The organism is Azospirillum lipoferum (genome assembly GCF_024170005.1).
Lineage (GTDB): Bacteria > Pseudomonadota > Alphaproteobacteria > Azospirillales > Azospirillaceae > Azospirillum > Azospirillum lipoferum.
Genome location: NZ_JALJXJ010000011.1, coordinates 1 through 26,226, shown reverse-complemented (window position 1 = coordinate 26,226; position 26,226 = coordinate 1). Strand labels below are relative to the sequence as shown.

The following is a 26,226-nucleotide window of genomic DNA, read 5'->3' as shown; positions in this document are numbered from 1 at the left end:
TTTCAACCGACAGGTTCACGCCCCCATGGAGATGTCGGCGATGTCAGAGCCGAAGCCTGGACGCCCGCCCCGCGCGGTGGACGTTGCCGCGGCTGCGGAGGTGTCGATCGCCACCGTTTCGCGCGCCTTCAACAATCCGGAAAAGGTCGCCCCGGCGATCCGCGAACGCGTGCTGGCAACCGCCAAGGCGATGGGCTGGATGCCGCATGCCGCCGGCAGCGCGCTGGCCCGCCGCCGCACATCCATCGTCGGGGCGGTGATCCCCACCCTCGACAACGAGGTGTTCGCCGCCCAGGTCGGAGCGATGCAGACGGCCTTCGCCGAACGCGGCATCACGCTTCTGCTGAGCTGCTTCAACTACGACCAGGATCAGGCGGTCCACGACGTCCAGGCGATGCTGGCCCGCGGGGTGGAGGCGCTGGCGATCGTCGGCGAGGCCCACCGGCCGGAACTGTTCGCCGGCATCCGGGCCCGGCACATTCCCTATGTCGTCACCTACAGCCACCGGCCGGACAGCCCGCATGCCTGCGTCGGCTTCGACAACCGGCAGGCCTTCCACACCATCGCCCGCCACCTGCTCGACCTCGGCCACGAATCGATCGGGGTCATCATCCAGCCGACGGCCGGCAACGACCGCGTCGCCGCGCGCCTGGACGGCGTGCGAGAGGCGCTGGCCGAACGCGGTTTCGGCATCCGCCCGCAACATCTGTGTGAAGGGGAGTGGAGCATCGATTTCGGCCGTCAGAGCGTGCGCGCCATGCTGACGACCGACCCGACGCCGACCGCTGTGATCTGCGGCAATGATTATCTCGCGATCGGTGCCCTGCTGGAGGCACGGGCGATGGGGCTGTCGGTGCCGCGGGATCTCAGCATCACCGGCTTCGACGACATCGCCATCAGCCGCCAGCTCGACCCACCGCTGACCACCATGCACATCGACAATCACGAGATGGGCCGCCGCGCCGCCGACTATCTGCTCGCCTGCCTGGAAGGGGGCCAGCCGGCCGCCACCCCGCCGCTGGTACCGACCCTGATCCGCCGCGGGACGACGGCGGCCCCACACCATTAACGCGGCGTTGCCGCCTCCTACGGGGATGCGAGGTAGCGTTCCTCCCACTGGCGGCAGTCCTCCAGTTCATCGAACAACCAGTCTCGAAAGAGCCGGACCTTCGGCAGGTCGAAGGACGACTTCAAGGTCACGAAGCCATGTCCCTGGGCCTTGAGCGGCCGGGACGGGAACGGGATCACCAGTTTGCCCGACTCAAGCTCCCGCCGGGCGAGCAGAAGGCTGTCCAGGCAAACCCCCATACCGTTCACCGCGGCGTTGATCGCCATGAAGGACCGGTCGAAACGCAGGCCGCGCTCCATGTCCAGCTGCACGCCGCGGTGCCGGCGCGCCCAGTCGCGCCAGCCGACGATGTTGATTTCCGAATGGATCAGGATGTGATGCCTCAGGTCCTGCGGCCTGCGGATCGGGTTCAGGCCGCTGGCCAGCTCCGGAGCACACATCGGCACGATGGTGTCCTCCGGGAACTGGGCCATCACGCAGCCGGACGGCGGCGGACCGGGATTGTAGCGGATGTCGATGTCCACCGCCCCCGTCGTCAGGTCGATGGGTGAGACCGAGGCTTGCAGCCGAATGTCGATGGCAGGGTGCAGTTCCTTCACGCGGTTCAGGCGCGGCATCAGCCATTGGGTGGCGAAGCTCGGCATCGAACGAACCGTCAGGATCGTGGTGCCGGCACCGGCGGTGGTGGCGTTGCGGGTGGCGGCGTCGATGCGGGCGAAGGCAGCGATGATCTCCGCAGCATAAGCCCGCCCCGCGTCGGTCAGCGTCACCGACCGGTGCACCCGATGGAACAGCGGAAAGCCCAGCTGCTCCTCCAGGATTTTCACCTGATGGCTGATTGCCGACGGCGTCAGGCCGAGATCCTGCGCCGCAGTGGCGAAGGATTGCAGCCTCGCGGCAGCCTCGAAGGCCTGAAGAGCCTTGATCGAAACCCGTCTTTGCATCGCAGCATTCAGATGAATTTACCTCATCTATTGGTGATCTTATTCGTTTGTCAGGCTCACCTCAAGATCATAATATCTCCTCAACGATCGGCTGAACAAACCATCAGCCGATCACGGCAAACACACTCAGTAGCCAACAAACCCCCAACAATTTCGATGCTTCGTCGCGGCACCCGAAAAGCCGCCACGGCGGAGCCTGCTTCAAAAAGAGGAAGCGACCATGCTGCTGTCCAACAAGGTCTGCGTGATCACCGGTGCAGCGTCGCGCCGTGGCATCGGCCGGGCGACCGCCAAGCTCTTCGCGCTGCATGGCGGGCGCGCGATTATCCTGGACCTGGACGGTGCCCAGGCTGCCGAAGCCGCCGCCGAACTGGGTGAAGCCCATCGCGGCCTCGCCTGCGACGTGACCGACCGGGAGGCGTGCTTCGCCGCCGCGGCCCGCGTGGTCGAGGAGTTCGGCCGCATCGACGTGCTGGTCAACAACGCCGGCATCACCCAGCCGCTGAAGTTCATGGACATCGGCCCGAAGAACTACGAGGCGGTGACCGACGTCAGCCTGCGCGGGACGCTCTACATGAGCCAGGCCGTCGTCCCCCATATGCGGGAGCGCAAGTCCGGGTCCATCGTCTGCATCTCGTCGGTGTCGGCGCAGCGCGGCGGCGGCATCTTCGGCGGTCCGCACTACAGCGCGGCCAAGGCCGGCGTTCTGGGTCTCGCCAAGGCGATGGCGCGCGAGCTGGGCCCGGACAATGTCCGCGTCAACTCGGTCACGCCCGGCCTGATCCAGACCGACATCACCGGCGACAAGCTGACCCCGGAACTGCGGGCGGAAATCCTGAAGGGTATCCCGCTGAACCGGCTGGGCGACGCTGACGACGTAGCCCGCTCCTGCCTGTTCCTGGCGTCCGAGCTGTCCTCCTACGTCACCGGCGCCACGCTCGACGTCAATGGCGGCATGCTGATCCACTGATCCCGAAATGCTGGAGACACCTCCCGTGGACACCGCAATCGACACCACCCCGCTGGGGCACAATGTGCCACTGGCCGAACGCGCCTACCGCATCCGCCGCAATGCCCTGCTGATGGGCGAAGTGCAGGGCCAGGGCTATATCGGGCAGGCGTTGGACATCGCCGACGTGCTGGCGGTCTCCTACTTCCACGCCATGACGTACCGGCCCGAGGACCCGCACTGGGAGGAGCGCGACCGCTTCCTGCTGTCCAACGGCCATTACGCCATCGCGCTCTACGCCGCCCTGATCGAGGCCGGCATCATCCCGGCCGAAGAGCTGGAAACCTACGGCAGCGACGACAGCCGCCTGCCGATGTCGGGCATGGCCGCCTACACGCCGGGCATGGAGATGTCGGGCGGTTCGCTCGGCCTCGGCCTCGGCATCGCGGTCGGCATCGGGCTGGGGCTGAAGCGCAAGAACTCGGCCAGCCGCGTCTACACCCTGTTCTCCGACGGCGAACTGGACGAAGGCTCCGTCTGGGAGGCCATCATGTCGGCCGCCCATTACAAGCTCGACAATTTGATCGCCATCGTCGACGTCAACAACCAGCAGGCCGACGGCCCGTCCACCCAGGTGATGGCGTTCGAGCCGCTGGTGGACAAGCTGGAGGCCTTCGGCTGGTTCGTCCAGCGCGTCGACGGCAACGACATGGATGCGGTGGTCGCCGCCTTCGACGCCGCCAAGTCCCACCCGGAGCCCAAGCCGCGGATGATCGTCTGCGACACCAGGATGGGCAAGGGCGTGCCCTTCCTCGAAGCCCGCGAAAAGAACCACTTCATCCGCGTCGACGCGCACGAATGGCAGCTGGCGCTGGACGCGCTCGACGCCGGGAGGACCGCATGAGCACCGCCACCCTTGGCACCGACACCGCCTCCAAGCCGCGCCTGAAGACCTCCGCGATGATCGCCTCGATCGCGGCGGAGGGGCAGCGGACCAAGCCGGCTCCCTTCGGCCATGCGCTGGTCGGGTTGGCGAAGCGGCGGCCGGAAATCGTCGGCATGACCGCCGACCTCGCCAAATATACCGACCTGCACATCTTCGCCCAGGCCTACCCGGACCGCTTCTATCAGATGGGGATGGCCGAACAGCTGCTGATGGGGGCGGCGTCGGGAATGGCGCATGAGGGCATGATGCCCTTCGTCACCACCTACGCCGTCTTCGCCTCGCGCCGGGCCTACGACTTCGTCCACCAGACGATCGCCGAGGAGAACCGCAACGTCAAGATCGCCTGCGCCCTGCCGGGCCTGACCTCCGGCTATGGGCCCAGCCATCAGGCGGCCGAGGATCTGGCGCTGTTCCGCGCCATGCCGAACATGGTGGTGATCGACCCCTGCGACGCCCACGAGATCGAGCAGGTGGTGCCCGCCATGGCCGCGCACAACGGCCCGGTCTATATGCGGCTGCTGCGCGGCAACGTCCCGCTGGTGCTGGACGAGTACGACTACAGGTTCGAACTCGGCAAGGCCAAGCTGCTGCGCGACGGCGCGGACGTGCTGGTCATCTCGTCCGGCATCATGACGATGCGGGCGCTGGAGGTGGCGCAGCGGCTGGAAGCCGACAAGGTCGGCGTCGCCGTGCTGCACGTCCCTACCATCAAGCCGCTCGACACCGAAGCCATCCTGCGCGAAGCGGCCCGCACCGGCCGCATGGTGGTGGTTGCGGAAAACCACACCGTCATCGGCGGGCTGGGCGAGGCGGTGGCGGGCACCCTGCTGCGCGCCGGCGTCGCCCCGGTCTTCCGCCAGATCGGCCTGCCCGACGAGTTCCTGAAGGCCGGCGCCCTGCCGACCCTGCACGACCTCTACGGCATCTCCACCGACGCGATGGCCGCCAGCATCAAGGGCTGGCTGTAAGTGCCATGGCGGGGGCGGGGAGGCCGCCTCCCCACCCCTGCCACTGGTCCCTGCCACCAAAAAAAGCCGAACCATAGAATTCCGGAGAGGAAACCATGCTCAAGATGCCGCCCTTCCGCGCGACCTCGTTCCGTCCCAGCCGCCGCGCCGTTCTGGCCGCCGCCGGCTCCTTGCCGCTGGTCACCATCCTGAAACACCCGGCGGACGCCGCCGAGTTCCAGTTCAAGTACGCCACCGGCCAGGACCCGACACATCCCGTCAACATCCGCGCCCAGGAGGCGATCGACCGCATCCGCGAGGCGACCTCCGGCCGGCTGGACATCAAGCTGTTCCCGGCCAACCAGCTGGGCAGCGACACCGATCTGCTGGGTCAGGTGCGCAACGGCGGCGTCGAGATCTTCAATCTCAGTTCGCTGATCCTCGCCACCTTCGTCCCGGTGTCCGGCATCACCAGCATGGGCTTCGCCTTCAACGACTACAACGCCGTCTGGCGGGCAATGGACGGTGATCTCGGCACCCACATCCGTGCGGAGATCGCCAAGACGCCGATCATGACGCTCGGCAAGATCTGGGACAACGGCTTCCGCCACGTCACCTCCTCCACCCGGGTGATCCGGACGCCGGACGACATCAAGGGCTTCAAGATGCGGGTGCCGCCGGCGCCGGCGCTGACCTCGCTGTTCAAGGCCATCGGCGCCGCTCCCGCCCCGATCAATTTCAACGAGCTGTATTCGGCGCTCCAGACCGTGGTGGTGGAAGGGCAGGAGAACCCGCTGGCGATCATCGCCACCGCCCGCCTGTACGAGGTGCAGAAGACCTGCAGCCTGACCGGCCATGTCTGGGACGGCTACTGGGTGCTGGGCAACAAGCGCGCCTTCGCCAAGCTGCCGGCCGATGTCCAGGGAATCGTCGGCCGCGAGTTGGACCGCTCCGCCGACGACCAGCGCGCCGACATCGCCGCCCTGACCGACAGCCTTCAGAAGGACCTGACTGCCAAGGGGCTGACCTTCCACACGGTCGACCGCGAGCCGTTCCGCAAGGCGCTGTCCTCGACCAGCTTCTACGCGGAGTGGAAGGACAAGTACGGCGCCACCGCCTGGGAACTGCTGGAGAAGGTGTCCGGCAAGCTCGGCTGAGACCGCCCGGGCTGAGACTGCCGTCCATTGAGACTGCCGTCGATTGCGACCCGGCCGATCCCCGCCCCCGCCCTGAACCCGGTTCGAATGGCACCGGCTTCAGGGGCGGCGGATCCAGGTCGGCCGTCCCGTCCACCGATCGTCCTTCCGAAGGGCTGGCCTCATGAACACTCCCATCAATGCGGCGGCGACCGTCGCTCAAGGTGCCGGACAACCGTCCGGCATCCATGCCCGCTGGCTCGGCCAGCTTGACCAGGGCATCGGACTCCTCGTCGAACTTCCGGCGGCGCTGCTGGTGCTCGCCGAGGTCGGCGTGCTGCTGGTCGGCGTCATCTGGCGCTATCTCCTCCACAGCCCAATCATCTGGTCGGACGAGCTGGCCTCCATCCTCTTCCTCTGGCTCGCCATGTTCGGCTCGGTCGTCGCGTTGCGCCGGGGCGAGCATATGCGGATGACGGCGCTGGTCGGCATGTTGGGGCCGCGCGCCCAGGCCTTCCTCGACGTGCTGGCCATGACGGCGGCGCTGGCCTTCCTGCTACTGATGGCCGAGCCCGCCTATGAATTCGCCTCGGAAGAGGTGTGGGTCACCACCCCGGCGCTCGACATCGCCAATTCCTGGCGCGCCGCGGCGCTGCCGGTCGGCATTGTCCTGATGATCTCGGTCGCCCTGCTGCGGCTGGCCCGCGTCGGCCGCGCCACCGACGTGCTGTGGGCGGCCCTGGCCGTGGCCGCGACAATCGGCGCCGCGGTGCTGGCCGGTCCGATCTTCGCCGGGCTCGGCAACCTCAATCTGCTGCTCTTCTTTGTGTTTGGTGTCGGGGTGATGGTGTTCCTCGGCCTGCCGATCGCCTTTTCCTTCGGGCTCGCCACCTTCGGCTACCTGTCGCTCGCCACCTCGACCCCGGCCATCGTCATGGTCGGCCGCATGGACGAGGGGATGAGCCATCTGATCCTGCTGTCGGTGCCGCTGTTCGTCTTCCTCGGCCAGTTGATCGAGATGACCGGCATGGCCCGCGCCATGGTCGGTTTCCTCGCCAGCCTGCTCGGCCATGTGCGCGGCGGCCTGTCCTATGTGCTGATCGGGGCGATGTATCTGGTGTCCGGCATTTCCGGCTCCAAGGCGGCCGACATGGCGGCGGTGGCGCCGGTGCTGTTCCCCGAGATGAAGGCGCGCGGCGCCAAGCCCGGCGATCTGGTCGCCCTGCTGTCCGCCACTGGCGCCCAGACGGAAACCATCCCGCCATCCCTGGTCCTGATCACCATCGGTTCGGTCACCGGCGTGTCCATCGCCGCCCTGTTCACCGGCGGGCTTCTGCCCGGCATCGTGCTGGGGCTGGCGCTCGCCGGTCTGGTCTGGTGGCGCTACCGCGACGAGGACCTGTCCCATGTCCGCCGCGCCAGCCGGAACGAGATCGGCAAGGCGTTCCTGATCGCCCTGCCCGCCATCGCCCTGCCCTTCATCATCCGCGCCGCGGTGATCGAAGGCGTGGCGACCGCGACCGAGGTGTCGACCATCGGCATCGTCTATGCCGTGATCGCCGGGCTGCTGGTCTACCGCCAGTTCAACTGGCGCCGCATCTATCCGATGCTGGTCGAGACCGCAGCCCTGTCCGGTGCCATCCTGCTGATCATCGGTGCGGCCACCGGCATGGCCTGGGCGCTGACCCAGTCGGGCTTCTCCAACACCCTGGCCACGGCGATGCGCGAGCTGCCCGGCGGCGTGCCGGTCTTCATCGCGGTGTCCATCGTCGCCTTCATCATCCTGGGCAGCGTCCTGGAGGGCATTCCCGCCATCGTGCTGTTCGGCCCGCTGCTGTTCCCCATCGCCCGGCAGATCGGCGTGCACGAGGTCCACTACGCGATGATCGTCATCCTGGCGATGGGCATCGGCCTGTTCGCTCCGCCCTTCGGCGTCGGCTATTACGCCGCCTGCGCCATCAGCCGCATCAGCCCCGACGAAGGCATGAAACCCATCCTGGGCTATCTGGCGGCACTGGCCGTCGGGCTGATCATCGTCGCGGCGGTGCCCTGGGTGTCGATCGGCTTCCTCGGCTGACCCGCATCTTTCCGCGCCCAATCTCCGCTCTTAAGGACATCGGAACAATGACGACCGTCGGATTCATCGGCCTCGGTTCCATGGGAATGCCCATGGCGCACAACCTGCTGGCCAAGGGTTTCACCGTTCAGGGATTCGATGTCCGCAGCGACAGTGTCGCCGCGCTGGCCGTACGTGGTGCCAGGCCGGCGGCCACCGCGGCGGCGGCGGCGGCCGGTGCCGATGCGCTGGTGCTGATGGTGGTGAATGCCGCCCAGGCCGAACAGGCTCTGCTCGCCGATGGCGCGCTGGAGGCCTTGCCGGACGGATCGGTGGTGATCCTGATGGCGACCTGCCCACCGGGCGCGGTAACGGCCCTGGCAGCGCGGGTGGAGGCGGCGGGCCGCCGCTTCGTCGACGCGCCGGTGTCCGGCGGCGTGGTGGGGGCGGTCGCCGGCAGCCTGTCGATCATGGCGGCGGCGCCGGTCGCCGTGGTGGAGCGGGTGCGCCCGGTGCTGGCGGCGATGGGGGGCAAGGTCTTCCATGTCGGCGGACAGCCGGGCCAGGGCGCCACGGTGAAGACCGTCAACCAGCTGCTCTGCGGCGTCCACATCGCCGTGGTGGCCGAAGCCTTCGCACTGGCCGCCAAGGTCGGAGTCGATCTGGATATCCTGCTGGAGATCATGAGCGGCTCCGCAGCATCTAGCTGGATGCTGAAGGATCGTGGTCCGCGCATGCTGCACGCCGATCCCGAGATCACCAGCACCGTCGACATCTTCGTCAAGGATCTCGGCATCGTGCTGGAGGCCGGCCGCGATGCCAGGGCGGCGCTGCCGCTGGCGGCGGTCGCCCACCAGATGTTCCTCGCCACCTCCGGCCGTGGCGAGGGGACGACGGACGATAGCCAGGTGATCCGCAGCTATCACGCGCTCAATGGAACGAATCAGGAGTCCCGGCCGGAGCCGCCGGACCGGTTGATCCAGGCATGAAGGAATGCGATCCTGCGCCCTCATCAGCGGGCGGGCAGGATGTCATCGAACACGTCACCGAATGGCGGCAGGCGTCTGACGATCGGGGTCGTCGACGATGATCCGGCGGTCCTCCAGATGGTCACCGACCTGCTGACCGGCGAAGGGTACCAGACGATCCGCTGTCCCGACGCGGCGGCGCTGATGGCGGTGCTCGGCGCCGGCCGGCTCGATCTGATCGTGCTGGACCTGCGGCTGCCGGACCGCGATGGCATCTCCATCGCCGCGCAGGTTCGGGGCACCATGGATGTGCCGATCATCATGCTGACCGGCCGCGGCGACGATATCGACCGCATCATGGGGCTGGAGGTCGGTGCCGACGATTACATTGTCAAGCCGTTCAACAACCGCGAATTCATCGCGCGGGTGAAGGCTGTCCTGCGCCGCACCGCGCGCGAGAGCGCTCCGGCCCCGGCGCCCTGCAAGCGCGGCTACCGCTTCGCCGGCTTCACGCTGGACGAGGATGGCCGGCGTCTGTTCGACCCGGCCGGCAAGCCGGTGCCGCTGACGGTGGCCGAGTTCGACCTGCTGGTGGCGCTGGTCCGCGCCCATGGCCGGGTGCTCAGCCGCAACCAGATCCTCGACCTGACCCATCACGACCGCGACGATGTCTTCGACCGGACCATCGACGTCCTGATCCTGCGCCTGCGCCGCAAGATCGAGCGCAACCCGCAGCAGCCCTGGCTGATCCGCACCGAGCGCGGGCTCGGCTATGTCTTCGACTGCGATATAGAGGCGTTCGGCCACTGACCGCCCACCCCCTCGGGCCAGGTTCCGTTAACAAAGTTACAGCCACTCCCTGGAAGCGTGAAATCCGCCGTTCACCCGGGCCGCTTATGCTGGCAAGGCGAACAAACGCGCCCGAACAAAAGCGCGGTTGTCAAAAAGCAACCCGAACTCCTGGGAGGAGTGTTCCGTGACATCCGCTGGCAACTGGCTCAAGTCCGTCGGCCTCGGCATCCTGACGGCCGGATCGGTGATCGCCCTGACGGCGGCCCCGGCCAAGGCGCAAGGCTCGCTCACCGTGCTCTGCGGCGTGCAGGAGGAATGGTGCAAGGCGATCGCCGTCGCCTTCGAGAAGAAGACCGGCACCGCCGTCGCCATGAGCCGCAAGAGCGCCGGCGAGGCGCTGGCCCAGATCCGCGCCGAGTCCGCCAACCCGAAGACCGACGTCTGGTGGGGCGGCCCCGGCGACCCGCATCTGCAGGCTGCCGAGGAAGGGCTGACACTCGCTTATGAAAGCCCGCAATTCGCGGACCTCCAGCCCTGGGCGCAGAGCCAATACAAGCAGTCGCAGGGCCGCAGTGTCGGCATCTATGCCGGCGCGCTGGGCTTCGTCTACAACACCGAGCTTCTGGCCAAGCGCAAGATCAACGCCCCGAAATGCTGGGCCGACCTGCTGCGGCCGGAGTTCAAGGACGAGATCCAGATCGCGAACCCCAACGCGTCAGGCACCGCCTACACCGCGCTGGCCACCCTGGTCCAGGTTCTGGGCGAGGATGGGGCGTTCGATTACCTGAAGAAGCTGAACGACAACGTCAACCAGTACACCAAGTCGGGCAGCGCCCCGGCCGCCGCCGTCGCGCGCAGCGAAACGCTGGTCGGCATCATCTTCATGCATGACGGCATCAACCAGAAGGTGAACGGCTTCCCGGTCGATGTCGCCGCCCCCTGCGAGGGCACCGGCTACGAGATCGGCTCGGTCAGCATCATCAAGGGCACCAAGAACCTCGACGCCGCCAAAGCCTTCTACGAGTACGCCCTGTCGCCGGAAGGTCAGGCCACCGGCGCCGAGACCAAGCAGTTCCAGATGCCGTCCAACCGCAAGGCGGCGATCCCGCCGGAAGCCCCGAAGCTGGAGGCGATCCGCATGATCGACTACAACTTCCAGAAATACGGTACCGCCGAGGAGCGCAAGCGCCTGCTGTCGCGCTGGGACACCGAGATCAAGGCCGTCGCCCGCTAAGCGCTCCCGGCCTTTCCCACCGATCAGGACATCCGTCGCCGCCCTCCTCCGTCCAGGAGGAGGGAAGGGGCGGCCATGCCCGGACCATGAAAATCCGCAGGTGAAGTGATGCGTCCTCGTTCAGCAGTCTGGCTGGCGCTGGGGTGGGTGGGATTCGCCCTGTTGCCCTGGTTCGCCGGCAGCGGCACCCAGCCCGCAATTGCACCACCCTCGCCGGGTCCGGCCGGCTCCGCCCTGATCGACGGGCTGACCAGCGGGCGCTGGTGGCTCTTGCCGGTCGCCCTGCCGCTGCTCCTGGCGCTCGCCGCCACCATCCTGCCCCAACTCCGCAGCCGGCAACCGACGATCCTTCTCGCCGGCGGAGCCTTCGGGCTGGCCTGGGTCGCGGCCCAGGGCTTTGCCATCGGCCTCAACGGCTGGGCTTGGCCCTGGCTCGGCGCCCTGTTCGGCCCGCTGCCGCTCGGGCAAGGGGGCTTCGGTGCCGGGGCGGCGCTCACCTCGCTGTCTTTCCTGTTCCTGATGACCAACGGCTTCGCCGGCCTGGGCTTCATGAAGGGCGACCGTTTCACGGCGGGCGCCATCGGGCTGGTGCTGGCGGCCATCGCCGCCTTCGTCTTCCTGCCAGTCGCCTATGTCCTGAGCGGCGCCGGCGACACCGGCACGGGCGGCTTCTCGGCCGCGGCGCTGTGGACACGCCTTGCCGCCCCCGACATCTGGCGCCTGTCCTGCCTGACCGAGGCGAAGTCCTGCGGTGTGGTGTGGAACAGCGTCTTCCTGGCGGTGATGACCGGCATCGCCACTACCCTGCTTGGCCTTGCCTTCGCCCTGGTGGCGGTGCGCACCGGCTTCCGCGCCAAGAAGCTGCTGCGCGTGCTGACTGTCCTGCCGATCATCACCCCGCCCTTCGTCATCAGCCTCGCCGTGATCCTGCTGTTCGGGCGCAACGGCACCGTCACGCTGGCGCTGGCGGAGTGGTTCGGCATCCCGGCCTCGCGCTGGATCTACGGGCTGCCCGGCGTGTTGCTGACCCAGACGCTGGCCTTCACGCCGATCTCCTTCCTGGTGATGATCGGCGTCGTCCAGGGCATCGGCCCGTCGCTGGAGGAGGCCGCGCAGACCCTGCGGGCAAGCCGCTGGGTCACCTTCCGCACCGTCACCTGGCCCCTGATGCGTCCCGGCGTCGCCAATGCCTTCCTCATCAGCTTCATCGAGAGCCTGGCCGATTTCGGCAACCCGCTGATCCTCGGCGGCAATTTCGAGGTGCTGTCGACCAAGATCTACTTCGCCGTCGTCGGCGCCCAGAACGACCCCGGCCGCGCCGCCGCACTCGGCATCATCCTGCTCTGCCTGTGCCTGGGCGCCTTCTGGGTACAGCGGCAATGGCTCGGCAAGAAATCCTACGCGACGGTCGGCGGCAAGGGCGACAACGGCATCCCCTTGCAGCTCCCACGCGGCATCAGGATCGCCGCCTATGCCACCGCCCTGCCCTGGGCCGCCTTCACCTTCGTGCTCTACGGCCTGATCCTGTTCGGCGGCTTCACCGAGAACTGGGGACGCAACAACAGCCTGACGCTGCGCCATTATCTGGCGGCCTTCGACCTCAGCTGGGGTCCGGGCGGGCTGATCTGGTCGGGCCGGGCCTGGGGCTCGCTGTTCACGACCATCGAGGTCGCCGCCCTGTCGGCCCCGCTGACCGCCGCCGTCGGGCTGCTGACCGCCTACCTGCTGGTGCGCCAGCGCTTCAAGGGCCAGGGCGCCTTCGAGTTCCTGACGATGCTGAGCTTCGCCATCCCCGGCACGGTGATCGGCATCAGCTACATCCTCGCCTTCAACCAGCCGCCGATCGAGCTGACCGGCACCATCACCATCCTGATCCTGTGCTTCGTCTTCCGCAACATGCCGGTCAGCATCCGGGCCGGCGTCGCCGCCATGTCGCAGATCGACCGCAGCCTCGACGAATGCTCGCTGACGCTGGGGGCCGGCAGCGTGCAGACGATCCGCCGGGTCATCCTGCCGCTGCTGCGCCCGGCTATCGTCGCCTCGCTGGTCTACAGCTTCGTGCGGGCCATCACCTCGATCAGCGCGGTGATCTTCCTGGTCAGCCCGAAATACGAGCTGGCCACCGCCTACATCGTCGGCCGCGTCGAACAGGGCGATTTCGGCCTCGCCATCGCCTACAGCTCGGCCCTGATCGTGCTGATGTCGGTCGTCATCGCCCTGATCCAGCTGCTTGTCGGCGAGCGCCGCATCGGCCGCCGCACCGCCACCCCCGTCACGCTTCAGGAGAAGCCGGTATGAGCATCGCCAGCAAGCCCGCGGGCGTCGAGTTCCGCAACGTTTCCCGCCGCTACGGCAACACTGCGGCGGTGGACGATGTCAGCTTCGCCATCGAATCGGGCACCCTCGTCACCCTGCTGGGGCCGTCCGGCTGCGGCAAGACCACCACGCTGCGCATGATCGCCGGGTTGGAGATGGCGAGCAGCGGCACGATCCTGATCGGCGGCAAGGACGTCACCCGGCTGCCGGCGACCGACCGCAACGTCACCATGGTGTTCCAGTCCTACGCCCTCTTCCCGCACATGACAGTGGCCGACAACGTCGCCTACGGTCTGGTGGTCAGCGGCATGCGCAAGCGCGACGCCGCCGCCAAGGCGGCCGAGGGGCTGGAGCTGGTCGGGCTCGGCGGCTACGGCCAGCGCCTGCCGAGCGAGCTGTCGGGCGGTCAGCAGCAGCGCGTCGCCGTCGCCCGCGCCCTGGTGCTGGAGCCGGAGGTGCTGCTGTTCGACGAGCCGCTGTCCAACCTCGACGCCAAGCTGCGTCGCAAGATGCGCGACGACATCCGCGAGCTTCAGCAGAAGCTCGGCCTGACCTCCGTCTACGTCACCCACGACCAGGAGGAGGCGCTGGCCGTCTCCGACCGCATCATTGTGATGAACAGGTCGGTGATCGCCCAGACCGGCACGCCGGACGAGCTGTACCGGCGGCCGAAGAACCGCTTCGTCGCCGACTTCATCGGCGGCGCCAACCTGATCGACGGCGAACTGGTGGGCTGCAGCGGTGGAATGGCCACGGTGGCACTCGGCCGGCTGACTCTGTCGGTTCCCGATCCCGGTCTGCCGACTGGCGAGGTGCTTCTGGCTGTCCGGCCGAATGCGATCCGCCTGCGGGCTGGCGAGAGCGGCGGTGCCGGCGGTGGCGACGGCATCCCGGTCACCGTCCGCAAGGCGACCTATCTCGGCTCGCACATGGAATATGGGCTGACCAGCGAGTTCGGCGACCTGTTCGTGGTCGATCCGAATGTCGCCAACCCGGTGCCGGCCGGCGCCAGCGCACTGGCGACCTTTACCGGGGACGGCATCGCCGCCGTTGCACGCTGACCCGTCACACCCTGACTGGCGCTTTTCCCGCTGGCGCTGGCGGGGTGGCCGGCGCTAGCCTCCAAGCCGATGGTCAGACGCATGCTGTCCCCCGTTAGCGTTCGCGGCCGGCTGCTCGCCGCCTTCGGAACCATGGTGGTCCTGACGACGGCGGTCGGCGGGGTCGGCTGGTTCGGGCTGGGGGAGACGGAACGCGCCCTACTCTCCCTCCAGCGCGACGGGCTGGGCAACATCGCGCTGGCGATGCGGATGGCGGAGCTGAGCACCGGGCTGGCTGCCCGCGCACCCTTCATCGCCGCCATCGAGGCGACGCCTGGCCTGGACGAGGAACGCAGCCAGCTCGAACTCAAGCTCGCCGACCTGACCGGGCTGGTCAACCGGCTGCCAGGGCTGGAGCGCGCCTCACTGCATGTCCCGTCGGACGTACCATCGCTGGTCCGGCTCGCCGGCAGGCTCGACGGCACGCTGCGCAACCTGATGGACGTCACCGGCGAGGCCATCGCCGTGCGGGCGGAGGCGGCGGCGATCCGGCTCGGGCTGGAACGCCAGCGCATCCTCGGCGAGACGCTGGCCGGGGCGGCGGCGAAGACCTTCGAGCATCCCGGCTTTCCCAACCTTGAGGGAACCGGGACGCCACCCCTGCCCTTCTCGGTCCTGCGGCTGGCCGACCGCACGCGCGATGCCGTCTCCGCCGGGCTGACGACGACCAACCCGGCCGACCTCTCCCGCTGGTCCGCCGGCTTCGACGCCGACCGACAGAGCCTGCAGGCAATCGACACCGGGGCCCCGGCGCTGGCGATCATGGCCCCCTCGCTCGACCAGCTGCTGACCGTGCTCGACACCCAGGCAGCGGTCTTCGACATCCGCACGCGCCAGCTCGGGATCGAGCAGCGCAGCCGTTTCCTGGTGGCCGCCGCCAACACCCTGTCGGTCCAGCTCAACCGCGAGGTCGAGAGCGTCACCGGCGCGATGCAGACGGCGGCGCGCAGCCGCGGCGATGCGACCTTCTCCGCTCTGTCCTCGGGCAAGGCCAGCATCCTCGCCCTGGGTGCCCTCTGTGCGCTGGCGGCCATCGCGGCGGCGGTCTATGTCATGCGCGACGTTGCCGGCAACCTGCGCGCGGTGACGCGGGCAATGTCTGCACTGGCCGGCGGCGACCGGCTGGTGACCGTCCCCGCCACCGGCCGGCCGGACGAGATTGGCGACCTCGCCCGCGCCTTCAGCGTCTTCAAGGAGAATGTCGCGGAGCGCGACGCGCTGGCCCGCAAGCTGGGCGAAAACTCGCGCATGCTGGAAGCCGTGTTCGTCAACATGAACGACGGACTGTCGGTGTTCGACGAGAAGGGTCGGCTGGTCACCTGGAATCCGCGCTTCCTCGACCTCAACGGCTTCACCCCGGCCGAGGTCGCCGGGCGCGATCTTCTGGAACTGCAACGCAGCCTGCTGCGGCGCGGCGTCAGCATCCGCATGCTCGACGGCAGCAGCGTCGATCTGGAGGCACTGACCCGGCTGCGCACCGAACAGGCGGTCCGCTGCGAGCATCACTTCCCTGACGGCCGGGTGGTGGAACTGCACAGCAGCCCGATGCCGTCGGGCGGCTTCATCACCACCTACTCCGACCTGACCGAGCGCAAGGACATCGAGAAGCAGCTCCGCCACGCCCTGAAGATGGAAGCGGTGGGGCAGCTGACCGGCGGCATCGCCCACGACTTCAACAACCTGCTCGCCGCGATCATGGGCAACCTCCAGATGATCCACGACGAAACGCCCGAGCAGGATCCGGTCCGTGGCAAGGCGCTGCGGGCGCTCGACGCCGCCGAACGGGGCGCCACGACGATCCAGCGGCTGCTCGCCTTCTCGCGGCAGCAGGCGCTGCAGCCGCAGGCCGTCGACCTGAACGAGCTGGTGGACGGGATGCTCGACCTGCTGGCCTATGGGCTGGGCGGCGGCATCGTCCTAAAGACGGCGCTGACGCCGGGTCTGCCCCCGGCCCTGGTCGATCCCGGCCAGCTGGAGAACGCTTTGCTCAACCTCGTCGTTAATGCCCGTGACGCGCTGGCCGGGGGCGGCACCATCGTCATCGCCACGGAAGCCGCCAAACAGGCAGTCGGGCAGGATGGCGGCGATGCCATCGTTCTTTCGGTCCGCGACGACGGTGCCGGCATGCCGCCCGCCGTACTGTCCCGCGTGTTCGAGCCCTTCTTCACCACCAAGCGCTTTGGACGGGGCAGCGGGCTCGGCCTGTCAATGGTCTACGGCTTCGTCCGCCAGTCGGGCGGCAAGATCGACATCCAGAGCGAGGCCGGCATCGGCACCCTGGTGACGATGGCCTTCCCGCGCGCCCGCATGCTGCCAGAGACGATGGCCCTGCCGCGTGACCCCGGTCCGGTCGAAGGCGGTCCCGAGCACATCCTGGTGGTGGAAGACGATCCCGCCGTCCGCCTGACGACGGTCGACATGCTGACGGCGCTAGGCTACCGGGCGGTGCCGGCCGCCTCGGCGGAAGATGCACTGCCGCTGCTGAACGGGACGGCGTTCGACCTGCTGTTCACCGACGTCATCCTGACGGGCGGCATGAACGGCCCTGCCCTGGCCGCCATCGCCAAAGCCCGGCAGCCGTCGCTCCAGGTTCTTTTCTGCTCAGGTTACGCGCGGGATTTCCTGGTGGAGAGCGCCAGCCTGCCGCTCGACATTCACTTCATTCAAAAGCCCTACCAGAAGCCCCTGCTGGCCGCCCAGATCCGGAACATTCTCGGCGGTGGCGTTCAGGGGAGCGGGGCAGCCCGAGGAGCCGCACCAGTTGGATAATGTCCTCAGCACCGCAACGAAATGGCTTGCGTGGCGAACAATCGGCTGTTGATATATTAGCTGGGATGGCCAGCTGAGAAACCGCATGCCTCCCAGGCTCCCCGGACAACCGGAGATGCCCAACAATCGGGAGGAACGCCAATGGTGACCAGCACTCGTCGCGCGGCCTTGAGCTTGGCCGTGCTGATGGCCCTACCGTTCACCGTTCTGTCTGCGGCCCAGGCCCAGACCAAGCTGAAATGGGCACATGTCTACGAGACGTCGGAGCCCTTCCACACCCAGTCGGTCTGGGCGGCGCAGGAGATCGCCAAGCGGACCAGCGGCCGGTATCAGATCGACGTGTTCCCCGCCTCGCAGCTCGGCAAGGAAGCGGACATCAACCAGGGCCTGACGCTCGGTACCGTCGACATGATCATCTCAGGCTCCAGCTTCGCGGCGCGAAGCTATCCGCCGATCGGCGTCACCTACTACCCCTACATTTTCCGCGATCCGCAGCATCTGCTGGCCTATGCGAAGAGCGACGTCTTCAAGACTCTCGCCAAGGGGTACGAGGAGAAGACCGGCAACCACATCGTCGCCCTGACCTATTACGGCATGCGCCACACCACCTCCAACAAGCCGATCCAGACCTGCGCGGACATGAAGGGGCTGAAGATCCGCGTGCCCGATGCGCCGGCCTATCTGGCAATGCCCAAGGCCTGTGGCGCCAACCCGACGCCGATCGCCTTCGCCGAGGTCTATCTCGCCCTGCAAAACGGCACGGTGGATGCCCAGGAAAACCCGCTGACCACCATCGAGGCCAAGAAGTTCTTCGAGGTGCAGAAGCAGATCGTCCTCACCGGACACATCATCGACAGCCTGAACACCATCATTTCCAAGAGCCTGTGGGCCAAGCTGTCGCCAGAGGATCGCCAGATCTTCACCGAGGTGACGCAGGAGGCGGCAGCCCGGTCCACCACGGAGATCCAGGCGAAGGAGAAGGAACTGGTCGAGTTCTTCCGCCAGAAGGGCCTGACCGTCACCGAGGTCGACAAGGCGGTCTTCAAGGACGCGGTGATGAAGGCGGTAACGCCTGAGAGTGCCGGCTACCGCAAGTCGGATTGGGAGGCGATCCAGGCGCTTCAGTGACGCGCCACCTGCCATCCCACGCGCCAGAGGGGCCCCATGACGAGCTACGCAAAGCAGCCGGTTCCGCGTGGGGCCGGCCTCCAACAGCCGCCCGCCGAACAGCACCACGGTCAAGAGGAACACCACATCCAGATCTCGCCGGAGGAGCTTGCCCACTCCTTCGAGGACGATTCTCCTCCGGCCGACCTGTCCCACTACGCCATCGAGGACTGGGCCACCGTCGCCCTGTTCTGGCTGATGGCGGGGGCCGTCTTCCTGCAATTCTTCACCCGCTACGTCCTGAACGACTCGCTGAATTGGACGGAGGAGATCGCCTCCTACTGCCTGGTGGCACTGGTGTTCGTCGGGTCGGCGATGTGCGTGCGGCTGTCACGCCACATCCAGGTGGATATCCTCTACCGGTTTCTGCCGGACGGGCCGGCGCGGCTGTTTTCCACCCTGGTGGACGTGATCCGCACGACCTTCCTCATGTATCTGACCCACCTGATGTGGCGGCTGAGCGAGGTGGTCGGCGACGAGATGATGGTCACCGTCCAGTTGTCCAAAGGCATCCTTTATTACTCCGTTCTGGCCGGCTGCGCCCTGATGGCAGTGCGGTCGCTGCAGGTGACGATCGTGAACTGGCGCCGCGGCTATTCGGTGCTGGAAAAGCCGGAAGCCTTCGATGGAACGGGAGTGTAAGCGGATGTGGATCCTGATCGGTTCCTTCCTTGGCCTGATGCTCCTGGGCTTGCCGGTGGCGGTCGCCATGGCGGCGGCCTCCCTGGTCTACATCCTGGTCAGCGGCTCGGTGCCCGACCTCGTGCTCGCCCAGCGGATGATCGCGGGGGCCGAGAGCTTCCCGCTGCTGGCCGTTCCCTTCTTCATCCTCGCCGGCAATCTGATGAACATCGCCGGGGTAACAGGTCGCATCTACAACTTCGCGATTGCGCTGGTCGGCTGGATGCGCGGCGGCCTGGGGCAGGTGAACATCATCGGCTCGGTGATCTTCTCGGGCATGTCCGGCACCGCCATCGCCGATGCCGCCGGTCTCGGCACCATCGAGATCAAGGCGATGAAGGACCATGGCTATTCGACGGAATTCTCGGTCGGGGTGACGGCCGCCTCCGCCACGCTGGGACCGATCATTCCGCCGTCCCTGCCCTTCGTGATCTACGGGATGATGGCGAACGTCTCGATCGGCGCGCTGTTCCTGGCGGGCGTCATCCCCGGCGTGCTGATGACGGTCTTCATGATGGCGACCGTTGCCATCCATGCCCGGCGCAACCAGTGGGGCAGCGACATGGTCTTCGACTGGCGCCGGCTGGGCGCCGCGTCGGTCGAGATCGTTGTCGTGCTGTGCTTCCCGCTGGCCGTGTGGCTGATGACTCAGGCCGGCGTCTCGGTCAATTGGGCAATTTCCATCGCCCTCCTCGTGCTGCTGGCGGCGGACTGGCACTTCGACTTCTCTGCCGTCATGGCGCTGATGACGCCGGTGATCCTGATCGGCGGCATGACGCTGGGCTGGTTCACCCCGACGGAGGCAGCGGTCGCCGCGGTGCTGTGGTCGCTGTTCCTCGGACTGGTCCGCTACCGCTCCATGACGCTGCGGTCGCTTGCCAAGGCGACGCTCGACACAGTGGAGACGACGGCCTCGGTGCTGTTCATCGTCACCGCGGCGTCGATCTTCGCTTGGCTGCTGACCGCCAGCCAGGCGGCGCAGATCATGTCGGACACCATCCTCGGCTTCACCGACAACAAATGGGTGTTCCTGCTACTGGCGAATCTGCTGATCCTGTTCGTCGGCTGCTTCATCGACACCATCGCGGCGATCACCATCCTGGTGCCGATCCTGCTGCCCATCGTCCTGAAGCTGGGGATCGATCCGCTGCATTTCGGTCTGGTCATGGTGTTGAACCTGATGATCGGGCTCCTGCACCCGCCGTTGGGCATGGTGCTGTTCGTGCTGGCACGCGTGGCGAAACTGTCGGTGGAGCGGACCACCATGGCGATCCTGCCCTGGCTGGTTCCCCTCTTCGCCGCCCTGATCGCCATCACCTATGTGCCGGAGATCACGCTGTGGTTGCCGAGGGCAATGGGGCTCGGCAGATAGGAAGGCTGCCGGGCAGGCCGCTGGACCAAAGGCGTAGGGGCGTGCAGGTTTCGTTCAAAAAAACCTGCGCCCATTCTTCAATACGACTGCCGCACCTTCCGGCACCTTCCCTGGAGTTATCCGCAGCCTGCAACGCATGCGGCGGACCAGAGGAGGTGCAGCATGAAACGAACCCGATGGGCCGGCAGGGCGATGGGCAGATGGGCGGTCGCTGGCGCCTTGGCCAGCCTTGCCGGCGTCGGCGCGTTCCTGGGAATCGCCTATCGAAGCGACCTGCCAGCCGTTCCCACGCCCAAAGCCGCCGATTTCCCGCCGGAACTGGTGTCGCGCGGTGCGGCTCTGGCCACGATCGGCGACTGCATCGTCTGCCACACTGCCGACGGGGGTGTCGCCTACGCCGGCGGCCGGGCGCTGGCGACGCCGTTCGGCACGCTCTATTCCACCAACATCACACCCGATCCGGAGGGCGGGATCGGCGGCTGGTCGAAGGAGGCCTTCAAGCGCGCCATGCGCGACGGGGTGTCGCGTGACGGCCGTCATCTCTATCCCGCCTTGCCCTACGACCATTACCGCCGGGTGCATGACGGGGATCTCGACGCGATCTACGCCTTCCTGATGACCCGTCCGACGGCCTCTGCGCCGGCCAAGGCGAACGACCTGATCTTCCCGCTGGGCTTCCGCCCGTTGCTGGCCGGCTGGAAACTTCTGTTCCTGCATCAGGAGGAATTCACACCGCGACCGGACCGCGACGCGGAATGGAACCGCGGGGCCTATCTGGCCGAGGGGCTGGGCCATTGCAGCGGCTGCCACAGCCCGCGCAATCTGGCCGGAGCCGAGGAAACGGGCGACAGCGCCTATTCCGGCGGCGTGGCCGAGGGCTGGGTGGCGCCCGCGCTGAACGGCTCCAGCCCGGCCGCCATACCCTGGATGGCGGACAGCCTGTTCACCTATCTGCGCACCGGCATCGACGGCCGTCATGGCGCCGCCGCCGGGCCGATGGGGCCGGTGGTGCATGGTTTGTCCCGCGCGCCGGAAGCCGATGTCCGCGCCATCGCCACCTACATCGCCTCGCTATCGGCAGACCGTCCCAGGGCCGCTCCGAAAACACCATCGCCTCCGGACCGCACCGCGGAAGCGGCCAAGGCGAGCCCGGCCGGCGCTACGCTGTTCGCCGGGGCCTGCGCCGGCTGCCACGAGAGCGGCGCACCGATGATGACCCAGGGCCGTCCCGGCCTGTCGACGGTGACCGCCCTGCAACTCGACCGGCCCGACAATGCGATCCGCGCCATCCTGCAAGGCATCCACGCGCCCACCGGACCGGCCGGCCCCGCGATGCCGCCCTTCGCCGCGAGCCTGACCGACGCGCAGGTCGCCGACCTCGCCGCCTATCTGCGGTCCCGCTTCAGCGACCGCCCGGCCTGGACCTCGCTGGAAACGGCAGCCGCCACGGTCCGCAAGGAGGACTCCCAGCCATGACCGTCACCCTCACCGTCAACGGCGCCGACCATGCGCTGGAGGTCGACCCGTCGACGCCGCTGCTCTATGTGCTGCGTGACGACCTGGAGCTGAACGGCGCCAAGTACGGCTGCGGGCTCGGCCAATGCGGCGCCTGCACCGTGCACATCGACGGCAAGCCGGCCTTTTCCTGCCTGACGCCGGTCGGCGCCGTCGCCGGCCGCCGCATCCGCACCGTGGAGGGATTGGGCAGCGCGGAAGCTCCCGGCCTGCTGCAACAGGCCTTTGAAAAGGAGCAGGCTGCCCAGTGCGGCTACTGCATCGCCGGCATGATCATGCGCGCCCAGGCCCTGCTGGACCGCGTCCCCGATCCGGACGAGGCGCAAATCCGCGCCCATATGCAGACCAACCTCTGCCGCTGCGGCACCCATATGCGCATCCTGCGCGCCGTCCGCCGCGCCGTCGCCATGCGCAAGGGCGTCCAAGCGGCGCAGGAGGTGCGGCCATGAGCCCGGTCCTGTCACCCCTCTCCCGCCGCAGCTTCCTGACCGGCGGCGCCCTGGTGGTGTCCTTCGCGCTCGTGCCCAAGGCCTTCGCCCAGCTCGCTGGCGGCGGCGAGGGCGGTACCGGACCGGCCGTGGTGGCCCCCGACCTGAAAGGCAGCCTGAAATCGACGCCCTGGCTCGACGCCTGGATCCGCATCGAGGCCGACGGCCGGGTCACCGTCTTCACCGGCAAGGTGGAGTTGGGCCAGGGCATCCGCACCGCCCTGACCCAGGTCGCGGCGGAAGAACTGGACATCCCGCCCGCCGCCATCACCCTGGTCACCGCCGACACCGAACGGACACCGGACGAGGGACTGACCGCCGGCAGCCATTCCATGCAGGACAGCGGCACGGCGATCCAGAACGCCGCCGCCAATGTGCGGATGCTGCTGGCCGCCGAGGCGGCGCGGGTCTGGAACTTGCCGGCCGATCAGGTGACCACCGGCGGCGACGCCAGGCTGCGCGCTCCGGACGGCCGGACCCTGCCTTACGGCGAAGTGGCGGCGAGGCTGTCGCTGCATGTGCAGGCGGTGCCCGACGCGCCGCTGCGCAAGCCATCGGACTACCGCACGCTGGGCCAGGAACTGCCGCGGGTCGACATCCCGGCGAAGCTGACCGGCGGGGCCGCCTATCTGCACGACATGCGCCTGCCCGGCATGCTGCATGCCCGCGTCGTCCGCGGGCCCAGTGTCGGCACCGGTCTGCAATCGCCCGATATCGACGCCGTCGCCCGCATGCCGGGGGTCGTGAAGATCGTCCGGCAGGGCCGCTTCCTGGCGGTGGTGGCGGAGAGGCAATGGACGGCGATCCAGGCGATGCGCCACCTGCAGCGGGCGGCCTACGAGCGCACGGCATCGCCTCTACCGGCTGACGGCACCGGCGATGCCGTGGTGGCGACGCTGAAGGCGATGCCGGCCCGCGACATCCCGATCATGGACACCAGCGAACCGGCGGGGCCGGCGGTCCACAGCGTCAGGGCACGCTACACCCGCCCCTGGATCAGCCATGGCTCCATCGGCCCGTCCTGCGCCATCGCCCAGTATATGGAGGGCAGGATGACGGTCTGGACCCACAGTCAGGGTACCTTCGACGTCCATCGCGTGGTCGCCGAACTGCTCGGCCTGCCGCCGGAGAAGGTCCACGCCATCCATGCCGAAGGCGCCGGCTGCTACGGCCAGAACGGCGCCGACGACGCGGCGGCCGACGCGGCGGTGATCGCCAGGGCGGTGCCAGGCCGGCCGATCCGTCTGCAATGGATGCGCGAGCAGGAGTTCGGTTGGGAACCGCTCGGCCCCGGCATGATGACGGAGCTGGAGGCAGCGCTGGGCGCCGATAACCGCATCGTGTCGTGGCGCCATGCGGTCTGGAGCAATCCGCACAACAACCGCCCGGTCGGGGCCGGCGGCGTCCTGGCCGGCAACGAGGCCGATCCGCCCTTTCCCGTTCCCGAAGGCAAACCGATCCCGATGCCGGAAGGCGACGGCAGCCGCAACTCCAACCCGCTCTACAGCTTCGCCAACACCCATGTCGTCTATCATTTCCTGAAGGACATGCCCGCGCGCGTCTCCGCCCTGCGGTCGCTGGGGGCGCATCTGAACGTCTTCTCCATCGAAAGCATGCTGGACGAGCTGGCCGCCGGGGCGGGGATCGACCCGCTGGCCATCCGTCTCGACCATATGCGGGACGAGCGGGCGCGCGACGTCATGCAGGCGGCTGCCGACCGTTTCGGCTGGTCGAAGCGGCCGAGGGGCGACGGCCGGAGCGGCTGCGGCATGGCCTTCGCCCGCTACAAGAATCTCGGTGCCTATTGCGCGGTGGCGCTGGAGGTAGAGGTCGACCGCGAGACCGGCCGGACGCTGGTCCGCCGTGCCGTCGCCGCCGTCGATTGCGGCCAGCCCGCCAACCCCGACGGCCTGCGCAACCAGATCGAGGGCGGGCTGGTCCAGTCGCTCAGCTGGACCGGCCGGGAAGCGGTGCGCTTCGCCGCAGACCGCCGCGCCAGCTTCGACTGGAGCAGCTACCCCATCCTGCGTTTCGACGATGTACCGGGTTCAATCGAAGTGGTGGTGATGGACCGGCCCGGTGTCCCTTTCCTCGGAACCGCCGAGGCGGCGCAGGGACCGTCCGCCGCCGCTCTGGCCAACGCCATCGCCGACGCCACCGGCGTGCGCCTGCGCGACATGCCGCTCAGCCCCGACCGGCTCAAGGCCGCACTCGGACCTGTGTAGAGGGGAAACAGCCATGAAGACCCTGCATGCAAGGGTGGCTTCATGGATCACCGCATTGAACGCCTTCTCGGACATCCGGCGCGGCTCCGGAAAACTTGGGAAGTATGAATCGACAGGGGCTCCCGAACCCGACGCCCTGGAGCCGGCAAGGAGGTGGCTCTCCCGACAAGCTCTTCCCTGCTGAAAATCAGACCCAAAGATAAATCGTGATACTCCACGGTAAAGGCTTTCGCCGCCCGTTCCCCTAGGCTTCCCGCAATGGGAGGGCCGACATGACGGTGATACAGACTGTTTGGAATGGAGCGGCGGGTCAGCAGGCCGCCGGCCATCGGACAAATGGGCTGCCGGGTGAAGCGGGGATCGGTGCGTCGGCTTTTGTCGGCCGTTCTATGCCGCGGGTGGAAGACGCCGCCCTGCTGACCGGCGTCGCCCGCTATGCCGACGATCTGCCGGTGAAGCCCGGCACCCTGCACGCCGCGATCCTGCGCTCGCCTCACGCCCATGCCGAACTGCTGGGGATCGACACCGCCGCCGCCCTGGCCGTTCCCGGCGTCGCCGCCGTGGTCACCGGGGCCGACGCCAGGCGCTTCGCCAGCCCCTTCCTGGTCGGCGTGCGCGCGCCGATGGAGCATTGGTGCCTCGCCATCGACCGCGTCCGTTACGTCGGTGAACCGGTGGCGGTGGTGCTGGCCGACAGCCGCTATCTGGCAGAGGACGCGCTCGACCGGATCGAGGTGCGCTATCGCCCGCTGCCGCCGGTGACCTCGATCGCCCAGGCGCTTGAGGACGGATCGGAGCCGCTGCATCCGGCGGTGGGATCCAACCTCGTCAACAGCCGCAGTTTCCGTTACGGCGACCCCGAGGCCGCATTCGCCCGTGCCGCCCGCACCGTGTCGGTCGAGGTCGAGTATCCGCGCAACTCCTGCACGCCGATGGAATGCTTCGTCGTCCTGGCCGACTACGACGGGGCCGAGGACGCCTACGAGGTGCTGTCCAACTTCTCCGGCCCGTTCGCCGTCCATCCGGTGATGGCCAAGGCGCTGAACGTGCCGGGGTCGCGGCTGCGGCTGAAAACGCCGCCCCATTCCGGCGGCAGCTTCGGCAACAAGCAGGCGGTGTTCCCCTATGTCGTGCTGATGGGACTGTGCGCCCGCGTCTCCGGCCGGCCGGTGAAGTGGGTGGAGGACCGGCTGGAGCATCTGATGGCCGCCACCTCTGCCACCGCGCGCCGCATGCGCATCGACGCGGCGGTGGAGCCGGACGGCAGGGTGCTGGCGCTGTGGATGGAACAGACCGAGGATTGCGGCGCCTATCTGCGGGCGCCGGAACCGGCCTCGCTCTACCGCAACCACGGCAACCTGACCGGCGCCTACGACATTCCCAACCTGGCGGTGACCAACCGCATCGTCGTCACCAACAAGACGCCGACCGGCCTCAACCGCGGTTTCGGCGGCGGGCAGCTCTATTACGGGCTGGAGCGGCTGATGAACCGGGTGGCGGCGGAGCTGGGGCTCGATCCGCTCGACGTCATCCGCCGCAACTTGGTGGCGGC

Annotated in this window: 20 protein-coding genes; 19 read left to right on the top strand and 1 reads right to left on the bottom strand. The window is 67.9% G+C overall.

The window, feature by feature from the left end:
- Positions 1 to 40: 40 nt before the first annotated feature.
- Positions 41 to 1,069, top strand: coding sequence for a LacI family DNA-binding transcriptional regulator (locus tag J2848_RS23480; protein ID WP_246193994.1), 1,029 nt, complete (start codon positions 41 to 43; stop codon positions 1,067 to 1,069).
- A gap of 17 nt (positions 1,070 to 1,086) precedes the next feature.
- On the opposite strand, the gene J2848_RS23475 is transcribed toward J2848_RS23480, so the two are convergent.
- Positions 1,087 to 2,013, bottom strand: coding sequence for a LysR substrate-binding domain-containing protein (locus tag J2848_RS23475; protein WP_149232791.1), 927 nt, complete (start codon positions 2,011 to 2,013; stop codon positions 1,087 to 1,089).
- Between the two features lie 220 nt (positions 2,014 to 2,233).
- On the opposite strand from J2848_RS23475, the gene J2848_RS23470 reads away from it, so the two are divergent.
- The 18 genes from J2848_RS23470 to J2848_RS23385 all read left to right on the top strand — a co-directional run.
- Positions 2,234 to 2,983, top strand: coding sequence for an SDR family NAD(P)-dependent oxidoreductase (locus J2848_RS23470; protein WP_149232790.1), 750 nt, complete (start codon positions 2,234 to 2,236; stop codon positions 2,981 to 2,983).
- A gap of 25 nt (positions 2,984 to 3,008) precedes the next feature.
- The gene (locus J2848_RS23465) at positions 3,009 to 3,866 is read left to right on the top strand and encodes a transketolase (protein ID WP_149232789.1); all 858 of its coding nucleotides are present in this window, start codon (positions 3,009 to 3,011) and stop codon (positions 3,864 to 3,866) included.
- Positions 3,863 to 4,876: a transketolase family protein gene (locus tag J2848_RS23460; protein WP_211103223.1), complete on the top strand. Its 1,014-nt coding sequence runs from the start codon at positions 3,863 to 3,865 to the stop codon at positions 4,874 to 4,876. Before J2848_RS23465 ends, J2848_RS23460 begins: the two co-directional genes overlap by 4 nt.
- A gap of 95 nt (positions 4,877 to 4,971) precedes the next feature.
- The gene (locus J2848_RS23455) at positions 4,972 to 6,012 is read left to right on the top strand and encodes a TRAP transporter substrate-binding protein (protein WP_211103222.1); all 1,041 of its coding nucleotides are present in this window, start codon (positions 4,972 to 4,974) and stop codon (positions 6,010 to 6,012) included.
- 163 nt (positions 6,013 to 6,175) lie between these two features.
- Complete coding sequence (locus tag J2848_RS23450; RefSeq protein WP_149232787.1) at positions 6,176 to 8,068, top strand: TRAP transporter large permease; 1,893 nt, start codon at positions 6,176 to 6,178, stop codon at positions 8,066 to 8,068.
- Positions 8,069 to 8,115: 47 nt separating this feature from the next.
- A complete protein-coding gene (locus J2848_RS23445) occupies positions 8,116 to 9,036 on the top strand; it encodes an NAD(P)-dependent oxidoreductase (protein WP_149232786.1) in 921 nt (306 codons plus the stop codon).
- 39 nt (positions 9,037 to 9,075) lie between these two features.
- A complete protein-coding gene (locus J2848_RS23440) occupies positions 9,076 to 9,825 on the top strand; it encodes a response regulator (protein WP_149232785.1) in 750 nt (249 codons plus the stop codon).
- A gap of 166 nt (positions 9,826 to 9,991) precedes the next feature.
- Entirely contained in the window at positions 9,992 to 11,041 is a 1,050-nt protein-coding gene (locus tag J2848_RS23435) for an ABC transporter substrate-binding protein (protein WP_246193993.1), read from the top strand.
- Positions 11,042 to 11,149: 108 nt separating this feature from the next.
- Entirely contained in the window at positions 11,150 to 13,339 is a 2,190-nt protein-coding gene (locus tag J2848_RS23430) for an ABC transporter permease (RefSeq protein ID WP_149232784.1), read from the top strand.
- Complete coding sequence (locus tag J2848_RS23425; protein WP_149232783.1) at positions 13,336 to 14,418, top strand: ABC transporter ATP-binding protein; 1,083 nt, start codon at positions 13,336 to 13,338, stop codon at positions 14,416 to 14,418. Before J2848_RS23430 ends, J2848_RS23425 begins: the two co-directional genes overlap by 4 nt.
- Positions 14,419 to 14,499: 81 nt before the next feature.
- Entirely contained in the window at positions 14,500 to 17,226 is a 2,727-nt protein-coding gene (locus tag J2848_RS23420; RefSeq protein ID WP_149232782.1) for a hybrid sensor histidine kinase/response regulator, read from the top strand.
- 141 nt (positions 17,227 to 17,367) lie between these two features.
- The gene (locus J2848_RS23415; protein WP_149232781.1) at positions 17,368 to 18,354 is read left to right on the top strand and encodes a sialic acid TRAP transporter substrate-binding protein SiaP; all 987 of its coding nucleotides are present in this window, start codon (positions 17,368 to 17,370) and stop codon (positions 18,352 to 18,354) included.
- A 36-nt stretch (positions 18,355 to 18,390) separates the two neighbouring features.
- Positions 18,391 to 19,035 (top strand): TRAP transporter small permease, encoded by a 645-nt coding sequence (locus tag J2848_RS23410; RefSeq protein ID WP_149232780.1) that lies wholly within the window; start codon positions 18,391 to 18,393, stop codon positions 19,033 to 19,035.
- A 4-nt stretch (positions 19,036 to 19,039) separates the two neighbouring features.
- Positions 19,040 to 20,446, top strand: a complete 1,407-nt coding sequence (locus J2848_RS23405; protein ID WP_149232779.1) for a TRAP transporter large permease — start codon at positions 19,040 to 19,042, stop codon at positions 20,444 to 20,446.
- A gap of 162 nt (positions 20,447 to 20,608) precedes the next feature.
- Positions 20,609 to 21,922, top strand: coding sequence for a cytochrome c (locus J2848_RS23400; RefSeq protein ID WP_211103221.1), 1,314 nt, complete (start codon positions 20,609 to 20,611; stop codon positions 21,920 to 21,922).
- Positions 21,919 to 22,410 (top strand): (2Fe-2S)-binding protein, encoded by a 492-nt coding sequence (locus J2848_RS23395; protein WP_149232778.1) that lies wholly within the window; start codon positions 21,919 to 21,921, stop codon positions 22,408 to 22,410. The genes J2848_RS23400 and J2848_RS23395 overlap by 4 nt, the downstream gene beginning before the upstream one ends.
- A complete protein-coding gene (locus J2848_RS23390) occupies positions 22,407 to 24,674 on the top strand; it encodes a xanthine dehydrogenase family protein molybdopterin-binding subunit (RefSeq protein WP_149232777.1) in 2,268 nt (755 codons plus the stop codon). Before J2848_RS23395 ends, J2848_RS23390 begins: the two co-directional genes overlap by 4 nt.
- Positions 24,675 to 24,946: 272 nt before the next feature.
- Positions 24,947 to 26,226 (top strand): xanthine dehydrogenase family protein molybdopterin-binding subunit (locus J2848_RS23385; RefSeq protein ID WP_253568725.1); only part of this gene is annotated, 1,280 nt, incomplete at its 3' end.